This window comes from Maribacter spongiicola (assembly GCF_004364165.1).
In the GTDB taxonomy this organism is placed as follows: Bacteria; Bacteroidota; Bacteroidia; order Flavobacteriales; family Flavobacteriaceae; genus Maribacter; species Maribacter spongiicola.
The window spans coordinates 1,323,550-1,343,879 of the sequence record NZ_SOAY01000010.1 but is presented as its reverse complement, the minus strand read 5'-3'; the positions used below and the strand labels follow the sequence as shown (position 1 = coordinate 1,343,879).

Below are 20,330 nucleotides of genomic sequence, written 5' to 3'. Positions count from 1 at the left end.
ACGAATTACGATGGAAACAAAGAGAGTATTGGTAACCGAAAAAGCGGCTGAAATAATAGCTCAGCTGAAGGACAAACATGGCGAACTCATGTTTCACCAAAGTGGTGGTTGTTGCGATGGCTCTGCGCCGATGTGCTTTGAAAAAGGTGAATTAATGCTCGATGACAATGATGTTTGCCTAGGCAGTATTGAGGGTTGTGACTTTCATATGTCAAGAGACCAATTTGAGTATTGGAAACATACTCAACTCACAATTGATGTTACGCCAGGTATAGGTTCAAGTTTTTCATTAGAAATACCCATGGGCATTCGATTTTTAATCAAATCTAGATTGTATTCTGAAGAAGAAGCTGAACATTTAGAACCGATTAGAATTGGATCCTAAAAGCAATGAGCAATAGATACAAGTCCTGATGTTTTTCATCGGGACTTGTTATTTACAACCGTTACTAGTTTTGTAGTAAATTTGTGTTATCAAATTATCACCGTGAAAATTTCATTAAAAAAAATTCTGATTGCCCCTTTCGTATTTCTAGTTCGTTTTTACCAACTAGCGATATCTCCATACACACCTGCGACCTGCAGATACTCCCCTACGTGCTCTCAATACACCTTAGAAGCATTAAAAAAACACGGTTTATTTAAAGGAGGATGGATGGCGATTAAACGTATTTTCAGTTGCAACCCTTGGGGCGGAAAAGGATATGACCCCGTTCCTTAAATAAAGTTCAAGTTCAATACGCAAATTCAAATTCAAAAGTCAAGTTCAAGTTCAAGACGCAAGTTCAAGTTCAAGTTCAAGGCAAAAAAACGCTAGTTAAAATTAAAAGTTCAGTTGGAAAAAATTTTTGACATAGTCAAATTAAAAAATCTCTTTTCTAATATCTAATTTCTCTACTCTATATTCTATTCTCTAATTTCTATCTTCCCTTTTCTATAATATCTTAACCCTCTTTTAACTAAACGCAAAACCGATTTTCCAATTCTAAAGCCTAGGGAGATTTCTATTTTATTATCTTAGCCTTTCAAAATTTAACACATGCATTTCTTAGGAATTACTTGGAATCCGAATGAAACACTTTTCAACATCGGATTCATACAAATAAAGTACTACAATCTTCTTTGGATAACCGCCTTTGCTTTAGGTTGGTTTATCATGAAAAAGATATTCCTCAATGAGAAAAAATCTGTCGAGCAACTAGACTCCCTTTTCATATACACAGTTTTAAGCACCATGCTAGGTGCCAGATTAGGTCATGTATTTTTTTACGATTGGGCATACTATTCTAATCACCTTATAGAAATATTAATTCCTGTTCGCGAAAGTGCTTCTGGCAGTCTATTGTTTGGTTTAATAGATGGTTATGAATTTACAGGATTTGCCGGTTTAGCCAGTCACGGTGCTACAATAGGTATTATCATAGGTACCTATTTATATACTAGAAAATTTCCTGAATTTAAAATGCTCTGGATATTTGACAGAATGGTCATACCTGTTGCTATTGGTTGTTTTTGTGTACGTTTAGGTAACTTTTTCAATTCTGAAATCAATGGTAAAATTGTTGATGAGAATTTCATCTTCGCTACTAAATTTATTCGCGATTCAGATGATTTACACCCATCAAAAGCATTGAGCATTACACAAGAAAAAACTTTAAATGCCGCATATGCAGCGATTGAGAATAATCCGCAGTTTTCCCAATATTTAGCTGAAATACCATATCGTCATCCGGCACAATTATACGAAGGTATAGGCTACCTCTTAATATTTGTTCTACTATACTTTCTGTACTGGAAAACTGATAAAAAGAATAAGCCAGGGTATTTATTTGGATTGTTTTTTGTGTTATTATGGACCGTTCGTTTCTTAGTTGAATTCGTAAAGAAAAGTCAGGGCGGATTCGAAGAGTCTTTAGGATTACTATCAACCGGTCAATGGTTAAGTATTCCTTTTATCCTAGTTGGATTATACTTTATGTTCAAAAAAACTAAAACTGCATAATATTGAAAACGATACATAAAAGTTCGGTTATTCTAATGGTTGTTGCACTACTAGCTTTGTCTTGTAAAGAAGAACCTAAGAAGACTATTGCTACGCAAAGTATAGATTTCACTCATGAAGGAGATATAACCATATTTTTAAATACAAGTGATACCGTAAAAACCAAATTCAATATTGAGTTTGCAGAAACTGATTATGAAACCCAAACCGGACTCATGTACCGAAAGGGAATGGATAGTAACCAAGGAATGTTATTTATTTTCCCTGACGAGAGAATGCATTCTTTTTACATGAAGAATACAGAATTTCCCTTGGATATTATTTACATAAAAGAAGATTTAAAGATTGCTAGTTTTCAAGAAAATGCCCAGCCACTTAATGAGTCTGGGCTAACATCACAAGTTCCAATTAAATACGTTCTTGAAATTAATGGTGGTCTAGCACAAGAACTAGGGCTATCTATTGGTGATAGTATAAGTTTTAGCAGAAAATAAATTACTGCCTGTTATATTTTATTACAATTTAATGCCAGACTACGTATTATTTAATGAGGAATCTGAACGCTTAATTTTTAAAGAAGTACAGCAATCAGATTTCGAAAGCTGGCTATCCTTTCATGAAGAACCTTTAAGTAGTCAATTCTGGACAGGGTTACCATCTGACCCCAAAGAAGCTTGCCAACAACAATTTAATAGAATCTTTGAACGCTACAATGACAACCTGGGCGGCATGAATGCACTATTCCTAAAAGGCACCAATACTTTAGTAGGTCTTTGTGGTTTGTTGATACAAGAAGTTGATGGTAAAAAAGAATTGGAAATAGGGTATTCTATACTACCAAAGTACTGGCGACAAGGCTTTGCGTTTGAAGCAGCCCAAAAATGCAAACAAGTAGCTTTTACTAAAAAATGGGTAACTAGTTTAATATCGATCATACAAGTTGACAATATTCCGTCGCAGAAAACAGCATTAAAAAACGGCATGTTTTTAGATTTTACGACTACCTACCACAACAATACAGTTCATATTTTTAGAATAAATGCATCATGAATCATTGGGTAATTTACTTAGATAACAATTCTGATAAAAAAGGCTTCATTAAAGATTTTCAGCGTGGTATTATACCTTTAGACCTTAAAGAATTCAATGATAAAACTGGTAGCTTATTTTCAGCTTTCACGTTGGATAAGCTTATTGACGAAGAAGATAAACACGACAGGAAAATTATTAGCTCTGAACATCAAGCGCTAGAAACTATGTCTAGTGGTGAACAAAAAAGAGCGTTGCTACATTACTTGCTGAGCGAAAAACCAGATTTTATCATTTTAGATAATCCTTTTGATAATTTAGATATCGAATTTCAAGAAGCATTAAAAACGATACTTAAAGATCACTCTAAACACATTTCATTTATTCAGTTAGCAAGTCGAAAGTCAGACACGCTATCGTTCATAAATTGTTTTGGAAATTTGAATAAGAATATATTCGCCATCACCGAGAGTACATCCTCAAATGATTACGAAATCCATAGTGCTTTCAATGCAGTCAGTATTCCGCAATCTAACACGACATACCCAAATATTGAATCTCCGCTAATCGATTTTAAAAACGTCAGCATATCCTACGGAAATAAAAAAATATTGAATGCTATTAACTGGACCGTAAAGAAGGGAGATTTTTGGCAATTATCAGGCACCAACGGAAGTGGAAAATCAACTATACTCTCCATGATATTCGGAGACAACCCTAAAGCATTCGGTCAAGAAATCTATCTATTCGGAAATAAAAAAGGAAGTGGCGAGAGCGTTTGGGATATAAAACAAAAAATAGGCTATTACGCACCTGCAATGACACTAAAATTCAATGGCAAGCATTCTATTGAAAACATGTTGATTTCAGGCTTAAACGATTCTGTAGGGCTTTATACCATCCCAACAGAGCTACAAAAGAGAGTCATTAAACAGTGGCTACTCTTATTAGATCTCTATCCTATAAAAAATAAATATTTCAATACGCTGTCAACAGGTCAGCAACGATTAGTAATGACGGCACGTGCTATGGTCAAAAGACCACCAATTCTAATTTTAGATGAGCCTACGGCAGGCATGGACGATGAATCTGCTAGCCTATTGGTTTCATTAGTTAACAAATTTGCCAATGAAACAGATACCGCAATAATCTTCGTTTCACATAGAAAAGAAAAAGGTCTTAAACCCAAACAGACTTTAGACCTTATACCCAGTGAGCATGGCTCATCGGGAATCTTTAAATAAACGCAAACCTTTTTAAAACAAAAAAGCCGTTCATTTCTGAACGGCTCTTTCTCTATTTGAGTTAGTTATATTATCTACTCTTCTTTAACTACCTCACCAGAAGTAATTTTCTTGCTCAATGCATCGAACATTACAGGAGTTGCAATAAATATAGATGAGTATGTACCCACAACAACACCAACGATCATTGCAAACATAAATCCTCTTAGCGACTCACCTCCAAAAATGAAAATTGCCAATAACACCACCAATGTTGTTAATGAAGTATTCAAAGTTCTACTTAATGTACTATTAATAGCGTAGTTAATGTTAGTACCGCCTTTCCAGCCGCGTTCTGATAACGTTTCACGAATACGGTCAAACACTACCACGGTATCGTTCAACGAGTAACCAATTACGGTCAAAATCGCCGCAATAAATGCTTGATCAATTTCCATGCTAAAAGGCATTAGTTTACCGAATATGGAGAATACACCTAGCACAATCAATACATCATGGAATACTGCAGTTACAGCACCCAATGAGAATTGCCATCTTCTAAATCTTAATAAGATATAAAGGAAAACTACAAGCAATGAACCTAAAATTGCCAAGAATGCATTTTTCTGAATATCATCTGCAATTGTTGGTCCTACCTTTACAGATGCTAAAATACCAACTGCCTCTTCATCTACACCACCTAATACAAAAGCTTCTTTACTAAAACCATCTGGCAAATATTTTTGAAGCGAAGCATATAGTTTATCTTGAATTTCAGTATCTACTTCGATACCTTCTACATCTACTTTATAAGGAGTTGTAATTTTTACTTGGTTAGACTCACCATATGTTTTCACGTTTGTTCCGCTACCAAATACAGTATTCAATTCTGATGTTATTTCAGAAGGATTTACAGGGTGCTCAAAACGTACAGTATACGAACGTCCACCAATGAAATCTACACCTTTTTGTAATCCTGGTCCTGCTAACAATGAAAATAACCCAACTGCTATTAAAATTCCAGATATTACATAAGCAATTTTTCTTTTGGCCAAGAAATCAACATTGATTCCCTTAAAAAGGTTTTTAGTAATACCAGTAGAGAAATCTAAGCTTCTACCTTTTCCACTAATATACCAGTCGATTAATAAACGAGTAATGAATATTGCAGTAAATAAAGATGTTACAATACCGATAAGTAATGTAGTTGCGAAACCTTTAATAGGACCTGAACCAAATATGAATAAGATGATTGCAGTTAAACCGGTTGTAATGTTCGCATCTAAAATAGAAGACAATGCATTACCAAAACCGTCAGCAACAGCTTGACTCTTGCCTTTACCTTTTGCCAACTCTTCTTTAATACGCTCAAAAATAAGTACGTTAGCATCGACAGACATACCAAGTGTTAAAACGATACCGGCAATACCAGGTAAAGTTAATACTGCATTTAAACTAGTTAAGACACCAAATATCAATAAGATGTTCAACATTAATGCAATATCAGCAAATACACCTGCTTTACCGTAATAACTAATCATCCATAAAAGAACAATTACAAAAGCAATTAAAAATGACATAAAACCACTATCAATAGCTTCTTGACCTAATGAAGGACCAACAATTTCTGATTGAATAATTTCTGCAGAAGCAGGTAATTTACCAGCTCTAAGTACGTTAGAAATATCTTTAGTTTCGTTTACTGTAAAGTCACCCGTAATTTCTGAACGCCCACCAGATATAGGACCTGAAGAAACACCAGGGGCTGTATATACCTTGTTATCTAAAACAATAGCAATACCAGTCTGGTTCGTGTAAGCATCACCAGTTAATTTTTCCCATTCTTTAGCACCTTTGGTATTCATGGTCATAGAAACGGCAGGCTTGCTGAACTGATCGAAATCTGCTCTTGCATCACTTACTACATCACCACTAATTCTAGGCGTACCATCGCGGTTAGATTTTAACGCGTATAAATCTATAACTTCAGTTTCTTCTGCAGATGGTCTTTCCCATACAAATTTTGTAAACTGAATATCAGCAGGCAATAACCTTCTAATTTCTGGCATTCTTAAGTAAGAACCAATAGTTGCCGTGTCTTTTATAGCGGCACGAAACATTGCGTTTGATCCTGGGTTAGCAGGAATCAATAATTCGTATAAAGGATTAACCTGTGTAGCCAAATCTAAAGAATCAGCAGAAACATCAGACAATAAAGAATCCAACTCAGTCTCTGCTTTAATTTGTTCTGGTTGCTTAACCTCAACTATTGTTTTTAATTTCTCGTTCGCTTGAATAAGGAATGTACTAAAACTAGTATTGCTTTGCTTGTACGTTTCCCAAAATTCTAATTGAGCAGTACTTGATAATAAATCTTGCGCACGAGCGATATCTCTAGCACCTGGCAATTCAACCAAAATACGACCAGAGTTACCTTCTCTTTGTATGTTTGGCTGTGTTACACCAAAACCATCGATACGTTCTCTTAATACTTCAAAAGCAGAAACGATAGACTCATCAATTTTTCTACGAATGATAGGTTTAACCTCATCATCAGACATTTGAAAGTTGATTTCATCACTAAGACCTTTGTTAGCGAAGATATCTGGTGAAGCTAATTTAGTATCACCTTTAATATTATCGAAAGCTTCAAAAAATAAATCGATATACGTGTCATCACTATTACTAGCAGCAGCATCTGCATCAGCTAGTGCTTTATTGAATATTGGGCTCTTGGTATTATTAGCCAACCCTTTAAGAATATCTTTAATAGAGATTTGCAATGTAACGTTGATACCACCTTTAAGGTCAAGACCTTTATTTAGTTCTTTCTTCTTTGCTTCATTGTAATCGGTAAAGCCAAAAATTGGATTACTCCCAATAGAATCAAGATAGCTTGCTGCCATCAATTCTCTTTTTGCTACATAACCTTCTTCTGATTCGGATATACGGCTGGTAGCGAAAGTATTCGCTTCTTTCTCTACTTTACTTGTAATGAAAGTATAGGATAGCTGGTAAATACTAACTAACCCAAATAATAAAGCAAAAAGCTTTATAAGTCCCTTGTTTTGCATTTGTAATAATTTAATTTATGTTGATTATTATTTTGAATATTTTAAAAATCTAAGTCAAATGAAGTCTACCTATAGTAAATACGTTGCTTAGAAATATTTTTGAATGGAATTAGCTATTCCCATATACATAAGGGCCTGCCCTTACTTCTGGTATTGTTCGTGAAGTATTATCTATTGCTATTGCAATAATTCTATTAATCTTATAAGCGGTATCTACAATTGCATCTTGCTCAAAAAGTATGTTTTCACTAAATGGTAAAACTACCGGATGAGAAAACGTTTTAACATCATGCTTTTGAGATGCAACAAGCGTAGCGTTTATGGTAACACCATTATCAGCTTGCTGATGAAGGTCTGATACTACTAAATTATATTTTTCTGGTAATTGTTCTTTTGGATAATCTGAAGGAAGTTCTTCTTCATTCGCTAATGATAGTTGGTTTTCTTGAGAAAGAAACTTCTTAACACTATCAGCATCAACATCACTATAATAACGGATGCTTAATTGCCTACCATCATTTTCAATAATTTGAACAGCATCAACACCTAAGACCTCTAGTTTCTTGGTAATAACCGCCAAAATTTCATCATGAGCAGTTTCTGAAGCTAATTCTACATCTGCAAATTGTAATAAAATTTGTTGATTAGAAGCTTTCTTTTGCTCTTGACATAGCCCCAATAAGGCTAGAATAATAAATAAAGTACTTACGCACCATTTTGAATTCATGCGGCAAATATAAAAAGAAAGATTATTCTAGGTGGTATAATTTTATAATATATGATTCTGACGCCTACCTTATTAAAATAAAAAAGCCTTTATAGTTCAACTATAAAGGCTTCTCATATATTTATGTGTGTATGCACTAGAGCTCTAAAAGTCCGTTTGTTTTAGAAACACCCTCGGCACTTTCTTTCATTTTAGCTTTTTCGGCATCACTTAAAGGAATATCAATAATCTTTTCGATACCATTTTTCCCTAAAATTACCGGTACACCAATACAGATATCTTTTAATCCGTATTCACCATCTAACATCGTTGAACATGGAAACATTTTCTTTTGATCACAAGCAATTGCCTGAACCATAGAAGAAACTGCCGCACCTGGAGCGTACCATGCGCTAGTACCTAATAATTTTGTTAAAGTTGCACCACCTACTTTAGTATCATCTGCAACTTGTTGTAATCTATCTTCAGACAAGAATTCTGAAACACGAATACTGTTTCTGGTTGCGTGAGAAGTTAAGGGCACCATACCAGTATCACTATGACCACCGATTACCATACCGTCAATATCAGAAATAGGAGATTCCATAGCTTCTGCTAAACGGTATTTAAAACGAGCGCTATCTAAAGCACCGCCCATACCAATAATTCTATTTTTAGGGATACCAGTAGTTTTGTGTACCAAATAGGTCATCGTATCCATTGGGTTACTTACTACTATAATAATAACATTTGGTGAATGCTTTAAAAGGTTGCTTGATACCGTTTTTACGATACCAGCATTAATACCTATTAATTCTTCTCTAGTCATTCCTGGTTTTCTTGGAATACCAGAAGTAATTACAGCAATATGGCTATCGGCAGTTTTAGCATAATCATTTGTACTACCCGAAATCTTAGTATCAAACCCCATCAATGATGCAGTTTGCATCAAATCCATAGCCTTCCCTTCAGCATAACCTTCCTTAATATCCAAAATAACCACTTCTGACGCAAAATCTTTAATGGCAATGTATTCTGCACAACTAGCACCTACTGCACCAGCACCTACAACTGTAACTTTCATTTATTTCTATTTTATGAATTATTATATATAAAATGGTACGTCCACTTTATGTTTATTGAATTTTCACTCCAAAAATAGGTATTTATTGACGAAATATGCTATTGAACTATTGATTTAATTAGCCCTGAAAGCCTTTAAAAACATCGATAAAATGCAGGTTTTGTTAAAAAAAATTGCGCTTTAACGAAGATATCGTGAATTAGTTACCGTACATCGAATTAAAGTAATAACCCAATATTAGTCACGTTAAATACTGTGGATCCCAAATCCAAAATTAAATTAACCTACTTATGACTAAGAAGTTCCTCTCTTTGTTGGCCATATGCGCCATAGTGTTTTTTGCGAACTGTTCTCGCATCGAACAAAACACCGATCCCATTATAGGGATATGGTCACAATCCGAATTAATAGTAACTGAAAGTTCTGCAAAACAGACTATTAGAAAAGAATGGATTTTCAATGATGTTTTCTTAGGAAGGTATCATGAAATAAAAGGCTCTACTATTACCTTAAAAACAGATTTCAACTGGTCCAAACAAGATGACATTTATACAGTAGAGTATAAAGGTCTTGACGGCAAACCCAACAATATAATCACTATTAAATCTACTGATGATGGTTTTTACCTTCAAAAGAAAGATGGCGCTACATTGGCAATAAGGGAATAAACGATTTTAACAGGGCCATGGGAAAAAGGCTGTCCGGAGGGATCTGGGCAGTCTTTTTTATACCCATTGTTGTTCTAAAACAGCTTTTAACAAGTATTACCTACGCTTTTTTAAAGCACAAAAAAAGGTCCGACGGAATTAGAGATAATTCCTATCGGGCCTTTTAAAATTTAAAACTTCTCATTATCTAAAACCGAAGTTAATACCCACTGTAGCGGTATTAAACTCTCCTAAATTGTATTCCGCATTCAATCTAAAGAAACCTAATTTAAGTTTAGTACCTACCGTGCCTGTAACACCATTAACCTTCTTTGTAATCGAAAAAGGGTCTACATAAGTTTCGGAAGCAAAAGGTCCACTAGTCACTCTATACGTTCCCAAAACATCTGTTACAGATTTACCGGTAATATAATTGACACCACCATAAAAATTAATGATCGGTAGTTTAGTCGATACCACCGCACCAAAAGCCCAACTACTAATTTCTGCCTCTATACGCTGATCCTCACCATCAATTAATTTGGCATTTGATAAATCATAATCACCGCTAATATTGGTATACCCAATAACTACCGAAATAGCTACAGGTAAAATCTTATCTGCAGGTAATAGTTTAGTAAAGTCATGTTGAAGACCAACACCAAACAATCCTATAGATGCATCTTCATATTCCATTTTAGGAAGGAATCTTGCTTTTACCTCGGTACCCTTAAACAAACCTACACTTGCCTGTACATATCCTGTAGGAATAAAATCGATACCTTCACCAGATAGTCCAGATGGCAACTCAAAAGTCTCACGTACCGTTACTCCTAACACCTCACCTTCTACAAATACTTCTGTACCAGAAATATCACCTAAAGCTGTTGAAACCGCTCTTGCCACACCAGGATTATCTACAAAATCTAAATTTTGATAATCATTAGGGTCCAAGATAAAAGTCTTCTTATCCTCTTTATTCTTAAATCCAGTAATGTTACCAATAATCGAAATTTCAAATCCCCCTAACGGTTTCGAATTAGCAGAATTATACCAGCCTGTAGACATGCTGTAAACAACACTTTCAGAAAGCGGAGCCATATAATCTGTTGTAAATGTTTCTGCATCTTCAACACCTGCTGAAAGCACATTGTTAAAATCTGCTTGAGCAGAAGCAGTCAAGCACGTACCAACAAAAATAGTAGTCAATAGATTTTTCATATTTCTAATTTTACCTAAAACTAAAAAACCTGCGCTGTAGGCGCAGGTTTTTGTTGTGTAAACTGTATTTTCTATGTGTCAATGTTCGCATAAACAGCATTTTTCTCAATAAATTCTCTTCTAGGCGGTACTTCATCGCCCATAAGCATTGAGAAAACACGATCTGTTTCGGTCGCATTATCAATTTGTATTTGACGAAGTGTTCTAAACTCAGGGTTCATAGTTGTATCCCACAATTGCTCAGCGTTCATTTCACCAAGACCTTTGTATCGTTGAATACTTACACCACCACTGTAGCTATCTGCAATTTCGTCACGCTCTTTATCACTCCAAGCGTATTGTTTTTTCTGACCCTTTTTAACTAAATATAAAGGCGGTGTAGCGATATAAATATGTCCGCTCTCAACCAACTCCCTCATGTAACGGAAGAAGAAAGTTAAAATTAAAGTTTCAATATGACTACCATCGACATCGGCATCACACATGATAACTACCTTATGATATCTTAATTTAGAAAGGTTCAATGCCTTACTATCTTCTTCGGTACCTATGGTAACCCCCAAAGCAGTATACATATTCTTTATCTCCTCGTTTTCAAAAACCTTGTGTTGCATGGCTTTTTCAACGTTCAAAATCTTACCTCTTAAAGGCAGAATAGCTTGAAAATTACGATCACGACCCATTTTGGCGGTACCGCCTGCCGAATCTCCCTCGACAAGAAATATTTCACATTTTTCAGGATCTTGCTCAGAACAATCCGATAATTTACCCGGTAAACCACCACCGCTCATTACATTCTTACGCTGCACCATTTCACGCGCTTTAGAAGCGGCATGTCTAGCTTGGGCAGCTAGAATTACTTTTTGAACGATAATTTTAGCATCGTCTGGGTGCTCTTCAAGGTAATTTGTCAACATTTCTGAAACCGCTTGACTAACAGCTGCAGAAACCTCACGGTTACCTAATTTTGTTTTTGTTTGACCTTCGAACTGAGGTTCTGAAACTTTTACAGATATTATCGCCGTTAAACCTTCACGGAAATCATCGCCCTGAATTTCGAATTTCAATTTATCCAGCATTCCAGAAGCATCGGCATATTTCTTCAACGTAGATGTTAAACCTCTTCTAAATCCAGATAAATGCGTACCACCTTCGTGGGTATTAATATTGTTTACGTAAGAGTGTAGATTTTCTGTATAACTCGTATTATAAATCATTGCTACTTCAACAGGAATATCATTCTTTTCCCCTTCCATTGCAATGACATCTTTAATTAAAGATTCACGGTTACCATCTAAAAACTTAACAAACTCTTTAAGACCTTCATTAGAATAGAAAGTCTCACTAACAAACTCTCCTTTTTCATCTTTCTGACGTTTATCAGTGATGCTAATCGTTACCCCTTTGTTCAAAAATGAAAGCTCACGCATTCTATTTGACAAAGTTTCGTAGCTATATTCAATTGTTTGTTGAAATATAGTATCATCTGGATGAAAAGTCACCTCAGTACCTCTTTCCGTTGTTTCCCCAATACGTTTTACAGGATATAGCGCTTTACCTCTAGAGTATTCTTGCTGCCAAATAACACCGTCTTTAAATACCTTTGCGGATAAATGGTCTGACAGTGCGTTAACACAAGAAACACCTACACCGTGAAGACCTCCAGAAACTTTGTAAGAATCTTTATCGAACTTACCACCTGCACCAATTTTGGTCATTACCACTTGTAATGCAGATACACCTTCTTTTTTGTGAAGATCAACAGGTATACCCCTACCATTATCTCTAGTGGTTACAGAATTATCTTCGTTTATGGTTACACTTATGGTGTCGCAATGCCCACCCATAGCCTCATCAATAGAGTTATCCACTACTTCATATACCAAGTGGTGCAAACCACGGACCCCAACATCACCTATATACATGGATGGACGCATACGTACGTGCTCCATACCTTCTAAGGCCTGAATACTATCGGCCGAATAATTTTTCTTATTTGCTTCTTCGCTCATAAAATTTAGGTTGTTTTACTTCAAATTTTGCAATCTTACAAATATACGCAATACCCCATGAAATATAGCCTTTCTAGCACTTGCAAAGCGTAAGTTATCAACAATGATTGTGGAAAATTAGAGTGTTTACCTTAAAAAAGCAGAATAGGCATACCTGTTGATGCAACATTTTATTAACGACAAATTTGAATTACTTCAATTAGCCTGATAAAATTTAGCATATATAAATTCATAAGATGAATTAGAAATAGAAGAACCCTCATTAAACCATGCATTTTATTTGCATTTCATTAACATTTTCAAGTAGAATTAACTGCATTAAAATCAATGTGTGCGCTATCGATTAAATCAAGCTTTTATTAAGATTTCCTTTACATATGACTTTTAACTTAGCTATATAATCTTAAAACAATATATCATGAATGAAGAACAATTTAAAGGGAAATGGAATATAGCAAAAGGGAAGCTTAAACAACAATATGCAGACCTTACCGATGACGACCTAACATACGCTGAAGGTAAATCTGATGAGTTATTAGGTAGAATTCAAGAAAAGACTGGAGAGTCTAAAGAAAAATTAAAGAAAATGATAAACGATATATAGTTTATCTAAAATCTAAAAAAAGTAACCCCGTCTACAAAATAGACGGGGTTTTTACAATAGATAAAATGACTAATTCAAACCCTATTGTTTAATGTATGCTTCACTGTGCACGTTGGCTATTGCTCTACCAGAAGGGTCATTCATATTTCTAAATGCTTCATCCCATTCTAAAGCTATAGCAGTACTACAAGCTACACTTGCTTCTTGTGGTACGCTTAATGCTGCTGCATCACTAGGAAAATGCCCTTCAAAAATCGTTCTATAATAATACTCTTCTTTGTTTAACGGTGTATTGATAGGAAAACGAAACGCCGCATTCTTTATTTGCTCGTCGGTAATCTCGTTGTTCACCAATTCTTTTAAGGTATCGATCCAACTGTAACCAACACCGTCGCTGAATTGTTCTTTTTGTCTCCAAGCAACACTTTCAGGAATCATATCTTCAAACGCCTTACGAACTACCCATTTCTCCATACGTTCGCCGTTAATCATTTTATCTTTAGGGTTGATGCGCATAGCAACATCCATAAACTCTTTATCCAAAAATGGTACACGCCCTTCTATTCCCCAAGCAGCTAAACTTTTATTAGCTCTTAAACAATCATACATATGTAACTTACTTAATTTACGCACAGTTTCTTCATGAAACTCTTGTGCATTTGGGGCTTTATGAAAATACAAGTACCCTCCGAACAGCTCATCTGCACCTTCACCAGACAATACCATTTTAATACCCATCGATTTAATAACCCTTGCCATTAAATACATAGGCGTAGAAGAACGAATGGTCGTAATATCATAAGTTTCTATGTTATAAATAACATCTTTTATAGCATCTAAACCTTCTTGTATAGTAAACTTAATTTCGTGATGTACGGTACCGATATGATCAGCAACTTTTTTTGCAGCTGCCAAATCTGGTGAACCTTCTAAACCAACAGAGAACGAGTGTAATTGTGGGTACCATGCATCTACAGTATCACCACTTTCAACTCTTTTTTGCGCGTATTTTTTAGCAATGGCAGAGGTTACAGAAGAATCCAAACCACCTGATAACAATACACCATAAGGTACATCAGACATTAATTGTCTGTGAACTGCAGCCTCTAAAGCTTCTTTAACTTCTTGAATGCTTGTTGCGTTATCTTTAACGGCATCATACTCCATCCAATCTCTAGTGTACCATTTTTTTAATTGACCATCAGAACTATGTAAATAATGTCCTGGAGGAAATAATTCTATTTTAGTACACGTACCTTCTAACGCCTTTAATTCTGATGCTACGTAGAACGTTCCGTTTTTATCCCATCCCATGTATAAAGGAATAATACCCATATGGTCACGAGCAACAAAATATTCATCTTTTTCAGCATCATAAATAGTGAAACCGAAAATACCGTTCAATTCATCTAAGAAGTCAACTCCTTTTTCTTGATACAAAGCCAATATTACCTCACAGTCAGACTCTGTTTTAAAATCGTATTTGCCTTCAAATTGCTTACGTAACTCTCTATGATTATATATTTCACCATTAGCCGCAAGTATCAATTTACCATTCGGACTCAATAATGGCTGTTTACCAGAAGCCGGATCTACAATAGCCAAACGCTCATGCGCCAATATGGCTTTATCATCTGCATAGATACCACTCCAATCTGGACCTCTATGTCTTATTTTCTTCGACATTTCTAAAAGTTGAGGTCTAAGTACATCGGTACTTTCCTTAACATCAAATGCACATACTATTCCACACATAATCTAATTATTATATCATTTCGAATACAAATATCATTTTATTGTTTCAATTAACAAACACATATGTATATTATACTTACATATTGTAATAATAAAATGTATTTTAAGTTCTATTTGACATATATAGCATCTAATTCATCTTTAAAACGTGATGAAATGAAACAATTAAAAATTTAACTACTTTTTATTAATAGTACTGTAAGGAACTGCTTAGTTTTATGACCTAGAAAACCAAAATAATGATTATGAAAAAAGTATTTACACTTGCAACACTTATGTTCGCCTTAGTTTTAACAACTTCGGTATCGGCTCAAGACTTTTCTGGAATCGACAAAAGCCCTATGGATATGGCTGCTTACCCTACAGATTACAAAGTATCTGAAAAGGCAGTTCGTATTATTTACGGAAGACCACAATTAAAAGGTCGTTCTATGGAAGAATTAGCTCCAACAGGAAAAGTATGGAGAACAGGAGCAAATGAAGCTCCTGAAATTACATTTTATAAGGATGTAAAATTCGGCGGTAAAGATGTTAAAGCTGGAACCTATTCTTTATTCACGATACCTGGTGCAGATGAATGGACAGTTATTTTGAATAAAAACTTAAACCAATGGGGTTCTTATTTCTACGATGAAGCTTCTGATGTTGCTCGTGTAACTGTACCTAACGGTTCTGATGATGCGTCGCTTGAAGAATTTTCTATCGCTTTCAAAGAAGCTAACGACGGTGCTCAATTAGTAATGGGTTGGGACAAAACAAGAGTTGCTGTTCCAATTACTATGTAATTAGAAACACGATATAATAAAAAAACCTCGGTCATTGACCGAGGTTTTTTTTTGAACTTTTATCTTTTATCGAACGATACCGTTTACAAAAGTCTGCTCGGCACGAATAGTAGGTATTTCTTCGACCGGTACTGTCATCATATCTTTATCATAAATGACAAAATCTGCGACCTTACCAGGTTCTATACTCCCTTTTTCGTTTTCTTCAAAATTGGAATACGCTGCCCAAATGGTCATTCCTTTTAAGGTTTCTTCTCTAGACAAAGCTTCTTCCATTTGAAAACCTCCTTTTGGGTATCCGCTTGTATCTTGTCTTGCTACTGCTGCATAGAATGTCAAAAACGGACTCACATTTTCCACCGGAAAATCGGTACCTAGTGCAATTGTTCCTGCTTTCTTCAATAATGTTTTGTAGGCATAAGCCCCTTTTACTCTTTCCCCTAAACGATCTTCTGCCCAATACATATCGCTAGTGGCATGTGTAGGTTGTACAGACGGGATAATACCATCTGCAAAATAATCGAAATCGCCCTCGGTCAATACTTGTGCATGTTCAATTTTCCATCGTCTATCAGACTTGCCTTGCAATACGTTTTTATAAGCTCTTAATACGGCAATATTAGCAGAGTCGCCAATGGCATGTGTATTCATTTGATATTCTGAATTCGCCAGTTTTTTAGCCAAAGCTTCGATATCTGCAACGGGAGTAATCATCGCCCCGAAATGCTCTGGCAAATCACTATATTCTTCTTTTAAAGCAGCTCCTCTAGAACCTAAAGCTCCGTCACCATATACTTTTACAGATCGCACATTCAATCGATCTGTTTTTATGGGTCCTTTATTTATAAAGTAATCTACATCTTTCTTATTGTTACTTACCATGGCGTAAATTCTAATAGATAATTCACCTGCCTGCTGTAAGCTATCAATCAACTCAATAGTGTTTCGGTCTAACCCTGCATCATTTACAGTTGTTAGTCCATGGTTCAGGCTAATTCTTTCCGCATCTTTTAACGCCCTAATTTTATCTTCTAGAGACGGTGCTGGCATAATACTATCTATAAGTGACATTGGGTTATCGACTAAAATACCGGTAATACCAGAATAGCCATTTTCCCATTTTTTTACAATTTCACCACCCTCAACCTTGGTGCCCCAGTCTATACCTGCCATGTCCAATGCTTTTTGGTTCACCAAATATGCATGACCGTCTACACGTTCTAATGCAACGGGTATATCAGGAAAAATGGTATCTAACTGTGCTTTTGTCGGAAATTCTTTTATTTCCCAATCATTCTGATCCCAACCTCTACCTCTAAGAAAAGACTTTGGGTTAGCTGCATGAAAAGCTTGAACGCGCTCCAATACTTCATCAAAGCTTTTAGTACCGACTAAATCTACCAATTGCTGGGTAAGTCCTAATCCGTAAAAATGGCAATGGGCATCTATTAAACCTGGTGTTATTGCTCTACCATCGGCATCGATTATTTGGTCTGATGTATAAACATCACGAATTTCTTCTGTAGTACCAACAGCAATAAACTTACCATCTTGCACAGCAAATGCCTGAGCTTCAGAAAAAGCATCATCTACAGTATAGACTTTTGCATTTACGATTACAAGGTCGACTTTCTCTTTCATGAGTTCGCAACCAGATAATAATACGAGTAAAATTGGAAGTAGTTTTTTCAAAACAAAAATAGTTAGTTAGTAAAATCGTCAAATAAGGCTATAAGTACCTCTTTAAATAATTACTGAAAACTAAGTATTTTTTTGGAAAGATTTAAGTCTTTATTCAACCGGTTTTTGGCGAACACCCAAAATCTCACTGGTACCAATGGCAGAATAAGTTTCTCCCATAATTTTATCTTCTTCTACCATTAGTACAAAAGAAACGCGCTTTAAGCCTTCAAAATTCACATTAAAATTAATACCCTTATCACTTGCTACCACATCTTGACCAGTAAGCATACCGGTACTTAATTTAACAGCTACCTCATAAGAATCTTTATTCTTGGTAATAAAAAACACCCCTTTTTCATACGGCGCATCTACATTAGACATACGATAATTCCATACTCCTAACACAGCGTCGTTCACAACTGTTTGTCCTATAAGTTGTTGACTAGTTATTTCTGTAACATCTAATTTTACTGCAGAAAAGGAACAAAAAACTAAAATCAATAGTGCGGATTGAAGTATAAAATGCGTGAATTTCATTAATGGTGGTGTTTAAGTATCTATCCTAAACGTCAATATTATATTAATATTTTAAATAATTGTCAGGCTTTTACTACGTTACTATTCTTGCTGAGCAATCCAATAATTTATTTTTTCTTCCAACAAGATCAAAGGTAAACTACCTGAGTCTAAAACTTGACTATGAAATTTTCTAATATCAAATCTATCTCCCAAGGCTTTTTCAGCCTTCGTTCTTAATTCTCGAATCTTTAATTGACCTATTTTATAAGATAAAGCTTGCCCTGGGGTTGCCATATAACGCTCTATTTCAGCAATAATACTTTCTTCAGATTCAGCTTCATTATCCAATGAATATTGAATGGCTTTTTCTCTAGACCAACCTTTTGCATGAATACCTGTGTCGACTACTAAGCGAATTGCTCTATGCATCTCCATACTCAACATACCGAAGTACTGATAAGGGTCGGTGTATATCCCTAATTCCTTTCCTAAAGATTCCGCATATAACGCCCAACCTTCTACAAATACACCCATACTCTCAGGATGCAAAAACTCCGGAAGTTCATTATTCTCTTGCTGTAAACTTAATTGAAAGTGATGCCCAGGTATGGCTTCATGTAAAAACAAAGCTTCATCATGCACCATATTATAACTCTTCACATCAGGAATAGGGACATAGAAAATACCCGCTCTCGACCCATCTTTTGATCCTGGCACATATTCTGCACTTGCCGATGCTTCTCTAAAAGCTTCTGTTCTGCGCACATTAAAACCAGCTTTTGGCGTTAGCGCAAACAAAGAATCTATACGTAAAGCAATACGGTCATTTATCGCATTAAAACTTTCAATGACTTCTTCTGGTTTTGAAAAAGGCATCAGTTCTTTTTTATTACGCAGCGAATTGAAGAATGATTTTAAATCGCCTTTAAACCCTATTTTATTTTTTACTACTTCCATTTCTTTAGAAATACGAGCTACTTCAGACAAACCTAATTCATGAATTTCATCAGCATTCATGTTTGTAGTGGTGTGCAATTTTATTAAATATTGATAGGTTTCTTTTCCGTTGGGAAGCGCTAACAATCCGTCTGTATCTCTACAAGCAGGTAAATATACCTCGGTTAAAAACTGATTTAATTCTACATATTTAGGGGTGAGTTTTTCTTGAATGAAATCTTCATAATTACTTTGTAGAATGTCCATATCAACATCAGAAAGTCCGTCTGGGAAATTCATTATTGGCTGATAAAACAGATTTTCTTCAAGCGGAACATCAATAAACGACTGTATCTGTGGCATCATTTTTAAGGTCAGCACTTTTGGTATCACCACCCCTTTATCCATACCAATCTTCATCTTCTCAATAGAAGTATCTAAAAATATCAAGTAATCTTCTAACCTACGTAACCAATTATTATAATCGTTAATACTATTAAACGGCTGTACACTTGTACCACCCGCCAACTGAGCAACATACAAATGCAACGATTGTATTTGAAAAAGTGGCATTAACTCAAAATTTGGCAAATCGTAGATGGGCGAAGCAACGGTTACTACGGGGTTCATAACCCCTTCTAACTTCACCGTACAATCCCACTGCATAACACGCATGCTCATATAATCGGCAGCACTAACGTTTGTGGAATCGTATTTATTTAATTCATCTAAAAAATAAGAGTATCGATCTTTTAAATGTAAAATATAATCGTCAGAAATATAATTGGCTATAGTATCATTATATGCCGAAAAACCAGCTTTGGTAGCTTCTATAGGGTTGATGCTTTTCTTAAACTCATAAAACTCGGTAAAAACTTCTGCAATAGGTTTCGTTGTGGCGGTCTGTTCTTTTTTTGGAGCTTCTTTGCATGAAGTAATTACAGCAACGAATAATACAAGCCAAAGTGTACGAATCATAATAGTAGAATTTGTACTGAAAAATACAAAACTAATACTATGCAATGAAGTCTATTTTACGGAATATCAGAA

18 protein-coding genes are annotated in these 20,330 nt (G+C 35.3%); 9 read left to right on the top strand and 9 right to left on the bottom strand.

Going from position 1 to position 20,330, the window contains the following annotated elements; genetic code table 11:
* Window positions 1–10: 10 nt before the first annotated feature.
* The 6 genes from CLV90_RS06290 to CLV90_RS06265 all read left to right on the top strand — a co-directional run bounded on the left by CLV90_RS06290 (window position 11) and on the right by CLV90_RS06265 (window position 4,275).
* Window positions 11–385: a DUF779 domain-containing protein gene (locus tag CLV90_RS06290; protein ID WP_133686621.1), complete on the top strand. Its 375-nt coding sequence runs from the start codon at window positions 11–13 to the stop codon at window positions 383–385.
* Between the two features lie 102 nt (window positions 386–487).
* Window positions 488–721, top strand: coding sequence for a membrane protein insertion efficiency factor YidD (gene yidD, locus CLV90_RS06285; RefSeq protein ID WP_407943373.1), 234 nt, complete (start codon window positions 488–490; stop codon window positions 719–721).
* Window positions 722–1,039: 318 nt separating this feature from the next.
* The gene (lgt, locus tag CLV90_RS06280; protein ID WP_133686620.1) at window positions 1,040–2,002 is read left to right on the top strand and encodes a prolipoprotein diacylglyceryl transferase; all 963 of its coding nucleotides are present in this window, start codon (window positions 1,040–1,042) and stop codon (window positions 2,000–2,002) included.
* A 2-nt stretch (window positions 2,003–2,004) separates the two neighbouring features.
* The gene (locus tag CLV90_RS06275) at window positions 2,005–2,496 is read left to right on the top strand and encodes a DUF192 domain-containing protein (RefSeq protein WP_341777683.1); all 492 of its coding nucleotides are present in this window, start codon (window positions 2,005–2,007) and stop codon (window positions 2,494–2,496) included.
* A gap of 31 nt (window positions 2,497–2,527) precedes the next feature.
* On the top strand, window positions 2,528–3,052 hold the full coding sequence (locus CLV90_RS06270; protein ID WP_133686619.1) for a GNAT family N-acetyltransferase: 525 nt from the start codon (window positions 2,528–2,530) through the stop codon (window positions 3,050–3,052).
* Window positions 3,049–4,275, top strand: coding sequence for an ATP-binding cassette domain-containing protein (locus CLV90_RS06265; RefSeq protein ID WP_133686618.1), 1,227 nt, complete (start codon window positions 3,049–3,051; stop codon window positions 4,273–4,275). Before CLV90_RS06270 ends, CLV90_RS06265 begins: the two co-directional genes overlap by 4 nt.
* A 74-nt stretch (window positions 4,276–4,349) precedes the next feature.
* On the opposite strand, the gene secDF is transcribed toward CLV90_RS06265, so the two are convergent.
* The 3 genes from secDF to CLV90_RS06250 all read right to left on the bottom strand — a co-directional run bounded on the left by secDF (window position 4,350) and on the right by CLV90_RS06250 (window position 9,118).
* The gene (gene secDF, locus CLV90_RS06260; RefSeq protein WP_133686617.1) at window positions 4,350–7,328 is read right to left on the bottom strand and encodes a protein translocase subunit SecDF; all 2,979 of its coding nucleotides are present in this window, start codon (window positions 7,326–7,328) and stop codon (window positions 4,350–4,352) included.
* Window positions 7,329–7,437: 109 nt separating this feature from the next.
* Entirely contained in the window at window positions 7,438–8,055 is a 618-nt protein-coding gene (locus tag CLV90_RS06255) for a hypothetical protein (protein ID WP_133686616.1), read from the bottom strand.
* Window positions 8,056–8,191: 136 nt separating this feature from the next.
* Window positions 8,192–9,118 (bottom strand): malate dehydrogenase, encoded by a 927-nt coding sequence (locus CLV90_RS06250; RefSeq protein WP_133686615.1) that lies wholly within the window; start codon window positions 9,116–9,118, stop codon window positions 8,192–8,194.
* Between the two features lie 290 nt (window positions 9,119–9,408).
* Here CLV90_RS06250 and CLV90_RS06245 point away from each other — a divergent pair, with 290 nt between their 5' ends.
* Window positions 9,409–9,786, top strand: a complete 378-nt coding sequence (locus CLV90_RS06245) for a hypothetical protein (protein WP_133686614.1) — start codon at window positions 9,409–9,411, stop codon at window positions 9,784–9,786.
* 183 nt (window positions 9,787–9,969) lie between these two features.
* On the opposite strand, the gene CLV90_RS06240 is transcribed toward CLV90_RS06245, so the two are convergent.
* Together CLV90_RS06240 and gyrB are read right to left on the bottom strand one after the other, a co-directional pair.
* Window positions 9,970–10,986: a DUF6588 family protein gene (locus CLV90_RS06240; protein WP_133686613.1), complete on the bottom strand. Its 1,017-nt coding sequence runs from the start codon at window positions 10,984–10,986 to the stop codon at window positions 9,970–9,972.
* Between the two features lie 71 nt (window positions 10,987–11,057).
* Window positions 11,058–12,998, bottom strand: coding sequence for a DNA topoisomerase (ATP-hydrolyzing) subunit B (gyrB, locus tag CLV90_RS06235; RefSeq protein WP_133686612.1), 1,941 nt, complete (start codon window positions 12,996–12,998; stop codon window positions 11,058–11,060).
* A 418-nt stretch (window positions 12,999–13,416) separates the two neighbouring features.
* Between gyrB and CLV90_RS06230 the strand changes: the two genes are divergently transcribed.
* Window positions 13,417–13,602 carry a CsbD family protein gene (locus tag CLV90_RS06230; protein ID WP_133686611.1) on the top strand — a complete coding sequence of 62 codons (186 nt, stop codon included), beginning with the start codon at window positions 13,417–13,419 and terminating at the stop codon, window positions 13,600–13,602.
* An 81-nt stretch (window positions 13,603–13,683) separates the two neighbouring features.
* Here the strand turns inward: CLV90_RS06230 and asnB are convergent, their stop codons facing one another.
* A complete protein-coding gene (asnB, locus tag CLV90_RS06225) occupies window positions 13,684–15,357 on the bottom strand; it encodes an asparagine synthase B (RefSeq protein ID WP_133686610.1) in 1,674 nt (557 codons plus the stop codon).
* 245 nt (window positions 15,358–15,602) lie between these two features.
* Between asnB and CLV90_RS06220 the strand changes: the two genes are divergently transcribed.
* Window positions 15,603–16,142 carry a DUF2911 domain-containing protein gene (locus CLV90_RS06220; protein WP_133686609.1) on the top strand — a complete coding sequence of 180 codons (540 nt, stop codon included), beginning with the start codon at window positions 15,603–15,605 and terminating at the stop codon, window positions 16,140–16,142.
* A 66-nt stretch (window positions 16,143–16,208) separates the two neighbouring features.
* Here the strand turns inward: CLV90_RS06220 and CLV90_RS06215 are convergent, their stop codons facing one another.
* From CLV90_RS06215 to CLV90_RS06205, 3 genes are all read right to left on the bottom strand, one after another.
* Window positions 16,209–17,834, bottom strand: coding sequence for an amidohydrolase (locus tag CLV90_RS06215; protein ID WP_407943372.1), 1,626 nt, complete (start codon window positions 17,832–17,834; stop codon window positions 16,209–16,211).
* Between the two features lie 99 nt (window positions 17,835–17,933).
* Entirely contained in the window at window positions 17,934–18,362 is a 429-nt protein-coding gene (locus CLV90_RS06210) for a hypothetical protein (protein WP_133686608.1), read from the bottom strand.
* Between the two features lie 81 nt (window positions 18,363–18,443).
* A complete protein-coding gene (locus CLV90_RS06205) occupies window positions 18,444–20,258 on the bottom strand; it encodes a DUF885 domain-containing protein (protein WP_133686607.1) in 1,815 nt (604 codons plus the stop codon).
* Window positions 20,259–20,330: the final 72 nt, after the last annotated feature.